Raw genomic sequence first — 11,146 nt, forward strand, 5'->3', positions numbered from 1 at the left:
CGGAGACCATCCATCGCTCTTCGAGCTAGACTTCTGATCGAGCCCCGACTGCGAGGATGGTTCGGTTCGAGCCTTGGCTTTCCCAGCCCTCGGTTGTCAGTAGATCGATGCCGCGCGTTTCCCGCATCAGAGCCGTGGCGATCAGAACCAACGCGTATGAGCCAGCCACATAGAGGCCGATCGCCTGGCTGAAACCAAGCGACGCGACGCTACCTCCAACCGCGACCGGCGTAATTCCGGCGAGGCCACGCCCGACATTGTAGCAGAAGCCCAACCCGGATCCGCGCAGGGACGTCGGGTAGAGTTCGGTGAGCGCCGGGCCGACCGTACTGTAGAGCCCCAGGGCGAACAGGCCCAAAACAGGGGTAAGGGCCAGAAGAGCCGTGGCCGAAAGCTGAAACTGGGTGGCGGCCAGGACGATCACGATTCCACCAAGAGCAAATGCACTTAGAGTCGCACGCCGGCCGGCGTAGTCACTGAGCCAGGCGCCGAGCGCGTATCCCAGAAGGGAGCCGCCGATCAGTGCCGCCGTGTGAAGCCCGGTATCGGCCGCGGTCAGTCCACGTTCCACGCGCAGCATGGTCGGCCACCAGGTCGCGATAGCCCAGTAGCCGCCATGCATGCCCGTTGCGAGCATGCTGCCCTTCAAAGTGCTGGGCCAGACATCCCGCGAGAAGATCCCGTGCCAGGCCTGCCGCTTTCGCTCGGCAGCAAAAGCCGGAGATTCGTTCATGGTCTTCCGAACCAGGAACAGCAGCAGAGCGGGCAGGAGAGCCACGAAGAAGACCACACGCCAACCGATGTCGGGCGGCAGCAACGCGATCGCGATTCCCGTCGTCGCCGCGGCCAGCCCCCAGCCGACGGCCCAGGCGCTCTGCAGCGTGCCAAGGACGCGACCTCGCGTGGCGGAGGGCGCAATCTCGCTCATGAACACGACACCGACGGCCCATTCCGCGCCAAAGCCTATGCCCTGGATCAGCCGTGCGAGGAGAAGCTCGTCATAATCGCGAGCAAAACCGCACAGAAGCGTGGACGCCGCCACCCAAATAATGGTGACGCGCAGGACCTGGATGCGGCCGATGCGGTCGGACAAGGAACCTGCAAGCCAGCCGCCAATGGCACCGGAGATCAAGGCCGCCGATGCCAGAAGTCCGGCGCCCGAAGGCGTCAGCCCCCAGAACGCAAGGAGAGTCGGCAGGATGAACGCGTAGAGTTGAACGTTCATCGCATCGATTGTAAGGCCCGAATAGGAGCTCCAGAACGCCCTGCGCCCGGTTGCATCGAGCGATCGATACCAGACAGGTCGCATCATCTGGGCTTCTCCTCGGCGGCTGCGCAATCGCCGCTCATCGCATCGAGGTCGATGATGCGCTGGACGGCGATGATGCGGAGGAAGGTCTCGTCATGGCTGACGACGAGCAGCGCGCCGTCATAAGCCTCGAGGGCCGCCTCGACCGCATCCACGGACTCGATATCCAGATGGTTGGTTGGCTCGTCGAGAATGAGAAGCTGCGGCGGCCGTGGGCCACCCAGGCGGCAGGCGAGGCCCGCCCGCAGCTTCTGCCCTCCGCTCAGCGTACCGACCGTCTGCAAAGCGGCGTCGGCACGAAACAGGAAGCCGGCCAGGGCCGATCTGCACATGTTCTCGTTCGCGTCTGGGTTGAGGACGCGGAAGTTTTCGAGGATCGACCGCGTGGGATCGAGGAAGGATACCTGCTGATCGATCATGGCCGCCGAAACACAAAGCCTCACCTGGCCGGAGAGCGGCGCGAGAGCGCCGGAAACGACCTTGAGGACGGTGCTCTTGCCAATACCGTTGCGGCCGGCAAGGGCGACGCGTTCCGGGCCCACGATCGTGAAGTCGAGGCCGTCGATGAGAGGGCGATCCGGGGCGTGGCCTACGGCGACCGCGAGCGTCTCGAGGACTTGCCGATCGGCATGCAGCCCCGTCGACGGCAGGACGATCGAAAGCCGCTGAAGCACCTCCACCTTCGCTTGCGCCTCGGCGACGGCTTCCGCGGCCCGCGCGGCAAGTCTTTCGTTGAGGCGAGCGCCGCTGCCGCCGCTGTGTTCCGCCGCGTTCTTGCGCGCACCCAGCAGAATGCGGGGCGTGCCGCCACGGACCGCCTTGCGCGAACCGGAGGAATCCCGCCTGGCTTTGCGTTCGTTCGCGAGCTGGGCTTTTCGCTCGGTGTCCGCGCGCTGCTTGTGCGCATGGGCGAGGTCCTGCTCGGCGGCTTCGAGCTCGACGGCCTTGCGCGCCCGGTACTGGCTCCAGTTGCCGCCGTATCGGGAAGCCCCGAGCGTGGTCAATTCGACAATCGCGTCCATCATTTCGAGCAACTCGCGATCATGACTCACCACGATCATCCCCATCGTCCACTCGCCGACGAAGCGGAGCAGGGCTTGCCGTCCTTCACGGTCGAGATTGTTGGTGGGCTCGTCCAGCAAGACGAAATCAGGTTGCTCGAAAATGGCTGCCGCAAGCGCCGCGCGCGTCCGCTGGCCGCCGGACAGCGCGCTGAGGACAGTCGATCCGTCGACGTCCAGTTCGACCCTGGCGAGCGCTTGCCTCATGCGCTCCTCAAGCGCCCAATCGGCCCCGCCGAGCTCCTCGACGCTTGCCTCCCCCGCTTCAGCCCGGCGCAACACTGCGAGCGCGCCGCTGACCCCGAAGAGATCCGCTACCGCTGCCCCGGCCTCGATCTGGACCTCCTGCTGCATGAGAGCGATCCGGCCGTCTACTGTCACGCTGCCGGTCGCACCGGCACCCCTGCCGGCAAGAAGCCGGAGCAGCGTGGTCTTGCCAACGCCATTGCGGCCGACAAGCCCGACCTTTTCGCGGCCGAACTGAAGATCGAGCCCTCTGAGCACGGGGCACCCGTCGGGGGCCGTCCAGCTCAGCCCGGATACGTGAATTGAAACCATTGCTGCGAGATCACTTGCATAAATAGCACGAAATCGTGCTATTATATCTTGAGGCCTGACGCAACCGCGTGGTTGTTGAGGGCACGAATGTGAGTGTGCGGAATGGTGGCAGGGCGACCGACGAAGGCACAGGCGACGGCAAAGACCGAAGCCCTTCTCGATACCGCGAGAGCCCTCTTCAGCGCGCGCGGTTACGCCGGCGTGTCGATCGACGAGATCGCAGATGCGCTGAAATGGTCGAAGCACACCGTCTACAAGCGCTTTCCCAACAAGCTGGCCTTGCTCGAAGCGGTCGTCGACCGGGACGTTGAGCGCTTCAAACAAGCGCTGCTCGCTGCCGGCGAAGCGTCCGAGAATCCAATGTGCGCATTGCGAGCGATAGCCCACACCTATTTCGGCTTCTCCGCCTCTCCGGGGTATTCGGCCCTCTATGCGGCCGTCGCGCTGGAGGCGACGACGTCGCCGCATCTGCGGCGAAAGCTCATGCAGTGGGCGATGACCTCCCTCGAACCGTTGCATCGCGCAATGGAAGCAGTCACGCCGAACTCGGGCTGGAACGCTGCGACAACCGAAGAAGCCTCTGCCATCCTCATCGACCTGCTCGATGGCGAAGCTAACCGGCTGAAATGGTCGGGAGACTTCGAACATCCCGCTGCGGTGGAGCGAGCCTTTGGGCGGCGATGGCAGGTTTTCCTTCTGGTCGCCCTCCCGCAGCAGCCGAAGCTCTGCTGAGTGGCCCGAACCACCGGCCTCGCACGCTGCCCCAATGGATCTGGCAGAACTGCAGTTTGGTCGTAATGCTGTTCCGTGAACACGATCGAGCGCGGGTGCCGGGACCGTACGGCCACGGTCGCCCTTTGGGCTCAGGCCAGACATGTCGTGACAGAGGCATTGCCGAGCGGTTCAGGGTGCGGATGACTGCACCTTGGGGATCGCAAAATGGGGCTGGCGACGCAGTCTTGCTGCGGTCTCCCGGGACAGGCCGAGATTGGTCGCCAGAACATCGACGGGATTCGCAGCAAGCCAGTTCGAGAGATCGTTCGCTGCGAATGTAGTGACCCGCGCCCATGGGGGCGTAGCCGACATCGCCGGCCTCGAACTGCTCGGTCACGACCTGTCCCTCGGCCAGGAAGACCGACATCTCCGCGCTGCCCTCCAGATAGTACTGCCACTCGTCGGCGTTCGGATGCCAGTGCAGCTCCCTCATGGCGCCCGGTTCGATTTCAGGCAACGAGCCGGCCATGCTCGTCGAGATCGAGCCGGGAGCCAGCCGCATGGAGACGCCGGCAATCCCGATGCTGGCCGGAAACTGCCGCACCGACGCGCCGCGCGTCACGCCGCCCGCTCCAACGTGCGGAGCGGCCTTTTCGAGTTGATATCTGAAGGAGAGCGTCGGTTCGGTCATGGAGCGATCCTTTCGCAAGGGGGCATGTCGCTGCGGCGGTCGAGATCGCCCGCGTCCGATCGGGCGCGAAATGGCGACCTGCCTCACGGTTCAAGCATAGGACTCTGCCGATGCTCCGGCGGCGCAGGCCGGAGATCATCGTGGCTCAGCGGCCGCTGCGTGTCGTTTCGTACAGGAACCAGCTCCGGCGCTCAGCCTCGTCGATCCAAATCTCGATCAGACTGGTCGAGGCGACATCGCCATGGTTATCGCAGACACCGTGGGCTGAACGCAGAAAGCCGGTCAGGCGCCGGTTGTCGTCAGCAAGTTCGGACAGCATGTCCTCCGGCGTGACGTAGTCGGCATCGTTGTCAGGCAGGCGCTGCATCCGGCTGATGTGGCCAATCGAACGCAATGTCGTGCCACCGACCTTGCGGGCGCGCTCGGCCAGCGCGTGGGTCGTCGCGAAGATCTGCCCGCCCTGCTCGTCGAGCATCAGGTGATAGTCGCGGAAATGGGGGCCGGACATGTGCCAGTGAAAATTCTTGGTCTTGAGGTAAAGCGCGAACATGTCGGCGAGGACACCGGTCAGCGCGGCGGCGATATCGGCCGTAGCGTTCGCGCCGAGATCGGTCGGCGTGCGCAGCGCGGCGTCGCGGATGGCATGACGGGACAGGGCGGACATGGCGGATCTCCGGTTCGGGATGAGAGGAAGCCGCGCGAATCCCGTTCGGTGCCGCTCCTCCGCCAGGTTCGTTCAGGCCCGGCAACCGGACGCTAGGCTATGCCTCCGCGCGGCTGAATCGAACGAAGGCATGCCGGCCTCATACCTTCGTTTGTACCGGCAGCCCCGGCCGGGCGCCGACCTAAACGCGTGTATGATTTCATTGCAGCAGCCTTCGCCACAGTGGCGTTGCGGATCGAGGATCCGCATCCAACCACGGGGGGCAAGATGAGCGTTCAGATCCCGATCTCAGGACAGGCAGAGGAGGCCAGGGAGGCCGCCGAGACCTCGCGACGGGCGATGGCGCGCCTGATGGCGGTCGCGGGGCACGATCTCAGGCAGCCGATCCAGGTTGCGATGCTGTCGATCGCCATGGCGAACCTTGTCGATCTTGGTCATGGAACGCTCCATCTGTGGCGCCGCCATGAGCGGCGGCGGGTGATGAAGCGTTTCCCAGGCAGAGTTGTCGGGATTGTTTTGCGAACCGACCGATTTGTAACGCAGCGTATGTGCAGGGCGTTTCGACATGTTGCGCCACGGGGAGGCGTTCGCGGTTCGCGCCGGGCCGCGGATTGTATCGGCCTGTATCGTCGCTCCTCCAGGCGAGCGAACGCTTACAATTCCCGCCATCGCCGAAACAGCGGGGACACAGCCTCCGGGCTTATCGCGGTCTCTCGCCACTAAGGACGAAACTCATGTCAGAACAGATCGATCAGCCCCGCCGCAGCCTCCTGAGTGCCTTCGCATTGGGAGCAACGCTTCTTCCCTTCGCGGGAACCGGCGCTGCCCATGCCCAGGCGCGTCCGCCGTCCTCGTCCGCTTCGCCGGCTGCAGGGCAAGGCGGCCACGCAACCTTCGCCGCGCTCAAGCAGGTGAAGGCTGGCGTGCTCGATATCGGCTATGCCGAGGACGGCCCGGCCGATGGCCCGCCAGTTCTGCTGCTGCATGGCTGGCCCTACGACATCCACAGCTATGTCGATGTCGCGCCGATCCTGGCCCAGGCCGGCTATCGCGTGCTCGTGCCCCATCTGCGCGGCTACGGCACCACCCGCTTTCTCTCCGCGGATACCCCACGCAACGGCCAGCAGGGGGCGCTCGCCATCGACATCATCGCCTTCATGGACGCGCTGAAGATCGAGAAGGCCGTCATCGGCGGCTATGACTGGGGCGCGCGCACAGCCGACATCATCGCCGCGCTCTGGCCGGAGCGCGTCAAGGCGCTGGTCTCGGTCAGCGGCTATCTCATCGGCAGCCAGGACGCGAACAAGCCGCCGCTGCCGCCCAAGGCCGAATTGCAGTGGTGGTACCAGTTCTATTTTGCCACCGAGCGAGGCGCGGCCGGCTATGCCGAGTACACCCATGACTTCGCCCGGCTGATCTGGGAGCTCGCCTCGCCGCAATGGAAGTTCGACGACGCGACCTTCGCTCGTTCGGCCGTCGCCCTCGACAATCCCGACCATGTCGCGATCTCGATCCATAATTACCGCTGGCGCCTCGGCCTGGCGCAGGGCGAGCCGCAATACGACGCGCTGGAAAAGAAGCTCGCCGCCTTCCCGAGCATCGGCGTGCCCGCCATCACCATCGAGGGCGATGCCAATGGCGCCCCCCATCCGGAGCCGGCGGCCTATGCCAAGCGCTTCACCGGAAAGTACGAGCACCGGCTGTTCAAGGGCGGCATCGGCCACAACCCGCCTCAGGAGGCGCCGCGCGAGTTCGCGCAGGCGATCATCGACGCTGACAGGCTCTGAAGCCGAAACCTCGACGCGAAGAAAGGCGCCCGGGCGAGAGCCCAGGCGCCTTTTTGATGGCCGGCTGTGCCGTCGGGACAGCGTTCACCCGAAGGTGAACGCATAGGCGTCCGCACCGGCATCCAGGAAGCGGATCTCGAAGACGCGCTCTCGAACCTCCCCGGCTTGGCGAACGAGCTGATAGAGCCGGGTTTCCGAGAGCGTGCCGTTTCCGGCCGCGTCGATATCGGCTCCGTGGTCGGCGGCGGGCGGCGCCCCATCGACCGTGACCTGGAAGCGGATCGACTTTCCTGCCGGGCCCGACCCGAGCACGAGATGCAGGTCGCGCGCGCTGAAGCGGAGGGCGATGCCGCCACCGGCGCGGGAAAGTCGGGCGCTTTCCGCGCCGACCGTCCAGTTGCCGTCGAGCCCCCATTGATTGAGGCTGAGCTTGCCCACGCTGTAATCCTGCGGCCGGTCGCTCGTGATCCCTTCCGGCGAAGCGAAGCCCGACGCCTTGGAAAAGCCGAGATAGGCTTCGCCCGAGCGGATATTGGCCAGGTCAGGCGCAGCCTGGGCGCCGGATGCCTGCGGCGTCACGAAGTTCGACGCCGCTTTGCGATGGCCGGCAGCCTCGGCGAGGAGATCCTGGATGGCCCGATCCGAGAGCGCTTCGGCGCCCTCACCGAACTGGGTGTGGCGGATCCGGCCCTGCGCATCGACGAGATAGATCGCCGGCCAGTAGCTGTTGCGGAAGGCGCGCCAGATCCGGAAATCATTGTCGACGGCGATCGGATAGTTGATCCCGAACCGAGCTGCCGCCTGCCGAATGTTCTCAACCTTCTTCTCGAAGGCGAATTCCGGGGTATGGACGCCCACCACGACGAGACCGTGATCCCGGTACTCCTCTGCCCAGGCGCGGACATAGGGCAGGGTGCGGATGCAGTTGATGCAGGAATAGGTCCAGAAATTCACGAGGACGACCTTGCCCCGCAGCTCCTGCGCTTTCAGCGGAGCGGTATTGAGCCAGCTCACCGCGCCGTCGAAGCCTGGTGCCGCGCCGAGATCGGGCAGCCTGCTGCGATAGGGCTGGGCCGGCATTCCGGAGCCGCTCGACGCACCATTCTCGGCGACGCGCAACGCGGCTGCACGATCGTGACCGAGACCGTCGAGGAGGCTCTGCTCGATGCCGGTGGTTGCCGCGAAGGAAAGCCTCGTGAGCAGCCCGGTGTCGAATCCGAAGCCGATCGCCAGCACGCTTGCCAGCACCGCGACGCCGACGCCCCGGCGGACGCGCTCGCCGAGACCCAGCGCGCGCTTCATCGCCGCCAAGACCTTGCCACCGACCAGCACGGCGAGCGCGAGCGAGGTCGCTGCTCCCGCCGCATAGGCGGCCAAAAGGAGGACCGTTCCGGCATTGGCGCCGTGCAAGGCGGCGCCGGTCAGCACGAGGCCGAGGATCGGGCCCGCGCAGGGCGCCCAGAGCAGTCCAGTCGCGACGCCGAGCAGGGAGCCGCCGATGGATTGCGGTCCGGCGGTGTTGCCATCGGACAGCCGCTGTCCGAGCGCGACGAGGGGCCGATGGAAAAATTCCGCTGCGCGGGTCGAGATCAGGGTTACGCCGAAGACGCCCAGCAGCAGGAGCGCCATGTAGCGCCCGGCTTCGTTGGCTTGCACCACCCAGCTGCCTCCGATTGCGGCGAGGCTGGCGACGGCCGCAAAGGTCAAGGCCATCGCGAGCAGCATCGGCAATGCACTTCGCCGGAAAGGGGGGCCGGAGCGGGAGAAGACGAGGGGAAGGATCGGAAGGATACAGGGGCTGAGGATGGTCAGCACGCCGGCAAGATAGGAGGCGACGAACAAGGTCATGGCAGGTCCTCTTGAAGGCGGGACCGCTGCTTGTCGCGCTCGCCGCCGCTATGCCTGCACTTGAACCCTCAACGTATCCTCATTGTTTTTTCCGCGGGCCGGTCTGTAACCCTGTGTAGTCCGCAGCCGGCGTGGCGCGATGCGGCGAAATCACCATTGGGCTTGCCGCCTTTTCACAGCCGCGCTCTCCTGACCGGCACCATTCGGCAAATGGCGGGTTTCGAGCGGATGCGAGTTTTCTGATCTGACGGAGATCAGCGACAAATGCGTCGTAAGCCTGTGTTCGATCCTTTTCCTGCGGCAGTCGCAACAGGAAGGAGGGGTGAACCGTGATGAAGCCCAGCCGCTCCCCGAAATGGGTCGCGCCGCGATTGCGCGAGATCGGCAAGGCCTTCCCGGCCAAGGCCAGGACGGCGGTCGCACCCAAGGCGACGACGAGATGCGGGTTCACGAAATCCAGCTCCCGCTCGAGCCACCAGCGATAGTGCCTGACCTCCGCGGTTGTCGGCCGCTGGCTTGGCCAACCGCACTTGATATCAGCGACGTGACACGCCTTGGGGGATTCGCCGAATATTCCGATTTGCCGCAGCCGCGGCACTTATGCTCAGCGTCTCTGGTTGCGTGAGCACTCCGCAGGACCGCATACCCGACACAGCCGATACGCCAAAGATCCGCAAGGCGATCGCCATCAACTTCATGAACTCGATCGGCCACAACTGGGCCATCGGCACTCTGCCGCTCAGGGCCCCCAGCATCGCCGGTCCATTTCAAATCAGCAGCACTTCTGCATAACCGACTGGAACCGGTAAGGCGCTGACAGGATGACGAGGGAGGGTTTGCACCGTCGCTACGATATGCAGAACCGTCGTCGCAAACCGGGCTCACCCCCAAAGAGAGGACAAAGGCGCCGCCGCCAACCTGTCGCCGAACGGCACGACATCCGCGCTGTCATATAGGACGACGCCGAAGGCAAAGCGATCTCCGCAAGCCTCGGCCAGCGCCCGCAGGCCCCCAAAGTCGCCGGCCTTGACTGTGGCGCTCGCCTTCACCTCGATCCCGACGATCATCCCATCATCGCGCTCCAGCACGATGTCCACCTCGCGCATGTCACGATCCCGAAAATGATGAGGTGTCAGCCGCAGGTCCGAGGCCGTCATGAGCTTCAGCACCTCCGAGAACACGAAGCTCTCCAGCAGCGCGCCGAACGTCCCGCGATCCGCCTTCATCCTGTCGAAGGTGAGTCCGCGCACGCTGGCCAGCAGGCCGGAATCGAGGAAGTGCAGTTTCGGTGTCTTGACGATCCGCTTCACCGCATTAGTGAACCAGGGCTGCACCGTTGCGATCAGGAAGACCTGTTCGAGCAGCCCCACATAGCGCTGCCCTGTCTTGTGGCTGACGTTGATGCCGGCGCCTAACTGCGAATAGTTAGCTAACTGGCCCGAGTGCTCGGCCAGCAGCCGCGCGAATTTTGGAAGCTCGGTCAGCTTCTCCACGTCGGCGATGTCCCGCAGATCACGCGTCAGAATCGAGCTGAGATAAGATCGCGTCCAGTCCTGCCGCCGCCGCTCGCTGCCGCGGCTGATCGCTTCGGGGAAGCCGCCAAGCAAGACAATCTGGGCAAGATCATCGCCGACGATCGCGTCCCGCTGGCTCTGGAGCTTCCTCTCGAAAAGGCGCTCCAGAAAGGTCGGCGTCCGGCCTTCGATCTCGGCCCTGGCCAGCGGCAGCATCTGGATGGTTTCCATCCGGCCGGCCAAGCTGTCCGAGATCCGCGGAAGGGTCAGCACGTTCGCCGAGCCGGTGAGCAGGAATCGACCCGGACGATAATCCTCGTCGATCGTCTTCTTGATCGCCAGCAGCAGGTCAGGCGCACGTTGGATCTCGTCGATGATGGCTCGGTCCAGACCCCTGATGAAGCCTGCCGGATCGGACTGGGCGGCTGCCAGAACCGTCTGATCGTCGAGCGTGATATAGGCTCGACCCGCTTCCCCCATCTTTCGAACAAGCGTGGTCTTGCCAGCCCGTCGCGGTCCCACGATCAGGACCACCGGGGTATCCGAAAGGGCTTCCTCCGCCCGCCGCTCTACAAACCGCTGAAACATGCCATTTCTGAATCTCGGACAATTGGAACTATTGATCTCGGCTAATTGGGAGTCAACGGTCCGCCAATTGGAAGCCCAAAAGTCGCATTTCGGAAGCGTGGGAGAGGAAGGCCTTCCCCTGCGGCCGAGCCAATGGCTCGGTCGACCCCTTCTGCGGGAAGACCCTGTAACCCTGTGTAGTCCGCAGCGGCGTGGCGCGATGCGGCGAAATCACCATTGGGCTTGCCGCCTTTTCACAGCCGCGCTCTCCTGACCGGCACCATTCGGCAAATGGCGGGTTTCGAGCGGATGCGAGTTTTCGGATCTGACGGAGATCAGCGACAAATGCGTCGTAAGCCTGTGTTCGATCCTTTTCCTGCGGCAGTCGCAACAGGGAGGAGGGGTGAACCGTGATGAAGCCCAGCCGCTCCCC

The 11,146-nt window shown here is 64.7% G+C and carries 10 protein-coding genes and 2 pseudogenes; 3 read left to right on the forward strand and 9 right to left on the reverse strand.

Annotated elements, in window-relative coordinates; all coding sequences use genetic code 11:
- Positions 1-25: 25 nt before the first annotated feature.
- Both GGC47_RS26795 and GGC47_RS26800 read right to left on the reverse strand, forming a co-directional pair.
- Positions 26-1,312 carry an MFS transporter gene (locus GGC47_RS26795; protein ID WP_429069751.1) on the reverse strand — a complete coding sequence of 429 codons (1,287 nt, stop codon included), beginning with the start codon at positions 1,310-1,312 and terminating at the stop codon, positions 26-28.
- On the reverse strand, positions 1,309-2,928 hold the full coding sequence (locus tag GGC47_RS26800) for an ABC-F family ATP-binding cassette domain-containing protein (RefSeq protein WP_429069752.1): 1,620 nt from the start codon (positions 2,926-2,928) through the stop codon (positions 1,309-1,311). Before GGC47_RS26800 ends, GGC47_RS26795 begins: the two co-directional genes overlap by 4 nt.
- A gap of 102 nt (positions 2,929-3,030) precedes the next feature.
- Between GGC47_RS26800 and GGC47_RS26805 the strand changes: the two genes are divergently transcribed.
- Positions 3,031-3,660 carry a TetR/AcrR family transcriptional regulator gene (locus GGC47_RS26805; protein ID WP_429069753.1) on the forward strand — a complete coding sequence of 210 codons (630 nt, stop codon included), beginning with the start codon at positions 3,031-3,033 and terminating at the stop codon, positions 3,658-3,660.
- Here GGC47_RS26805 and GGC47_RS26810 read toward each other — a convergent pair.
- Positions 3,542-4,204, reverse strand: coding sequence for a cupin domain-containing protein (locus tag GGC47_RS26810; RefSeq protein ID WP_429069763.1), 663 nt, complete (start codon positions 4,202-4,204; stop codon positions 3,542-3,544). The genes GGC47_RS26805 and GGC47_RS26810 overlap by 119 nt on opposite strands.
- Here GGC47_RS26810 and GGC47_RS26815 point away from each other — a divergent pair.
- Entirely contained in the window at positions 4,170-4,304 is a 135-nt protein-coding gene (locus GGC47_RS26815) for a hypothetical protein (protein ID WP_429069767.1), read from the forward strand. The two genes, GGC47_RS26810 and GGC47_RS26815, sit on opposite strands and share 35 nt — an antisense overlap.
- 174 nt (positions 4,305-4,478) lie before the next feature.
- Here the strand turns inward: GGC47_RS26815 and GGC47_RS26820 are convergent, their stop codons facing one another.
- Together GGC47_RS26820 and GGC47_RS26825 are read right to left on the reverse strand one after the other, a co-directional pair.
- Complete coding sequence (locus GGC47_RS26820; protein WP_429069754.1) at positions 4,479-4,997, reverse strand: Dps family protein; 519 nt, start codon at positions 4,995-4,997, stop codon at positions 4,479-4,481.
- Positions 4,998-5,285: 288 nt separating this feature from the next.
- Complete coding sequence (locus GGC47_RS26825; RefSeq protein ID WP_429069755.1) at positions 5,286-5,435, reverse strand: hypothetical protein; 150 nt, start codon at positions 5,433-5,435, stop codon at positions 5,286-5,288.
- Positions 5,436-5,731: 296 nt separating this feature from the next.
- Here GGC47_RS26825 and GGC47_RS26830 point away from each other — a divergent pair, with 296 nt between their 5' ends.
- The gene (locus GGC47_RS26830) at positions 5,732-6,784 is read left to right on the forward strand and encodes an alpha/beta fold hydrolase (RefSeq protein WP_429069756.1); all 1,053 of its coding nucleotides are present in this window, start codon (positions 5,732-5,734) and stop codon (positions 6,782-6,784) included.
- An 84-nt stretch (positions 6,785-6,868) separates the two neighbouring features.
- On the opposite strand, the gene GGC47_RS26835 is transcribed toward GGC47_RS26830, so the two are convergent.
- From GGC47_RS26835 to GGC47_RS26850, 4 genes and pseudogenes are all read right to left on the reverse strand, one after another.
- Complete coding sequence (locus GGC47_RS26835) at positions 6,869-8,632, reverse strand: cytochrome c biogenesis protein DipZ (RefSeq protein ID WP_429069757.1); 1,764 nt, start codon at positions 8,630-8,632, stop codon at positions 6,869-6,871.
- Between the two features lie 226 nt (positions 8,633-8,858).
- Positions 8,859-9,146, reverse strand: a pseudogene (locus GGC47_RS26840) (uracil-DNA glycosylase family protein); the annotation flags it as partial.
- A 367-nt stretch (positions 9,147-9,513) separates the two neighbouring features.
- The gene (locus GGC47_RS26845; protein ID WP_429069758.1) at positions 9,514-10,734 is read right to left on the reverse strand and encodes an ATP-binding protein; all 1,221 of its coding nucleotides are present in this window, start codon (positions 10,732-10,734) and stop codon (positions 9,514-9,516) included.
- Between the two features lie 52 nt (positions 10,735-10,786).
- Positions 10,787-11,146 (reverse strand): annotated as a pseudogene (locus tag GGC47_RS26850) (hypothetical protein); the annotation flags it as partial.

The sequence above is a fragment of the Allobosea sp. OAE752 genome (assembly GCF_050433265.1).
Taxonomy (GTDB): Bacteria; Pseudomonadota; Alphaproteobacteria; order Rhizobiales; family Beijerinckiaceae; genus Allobosea; species Allobosea spartocytisi.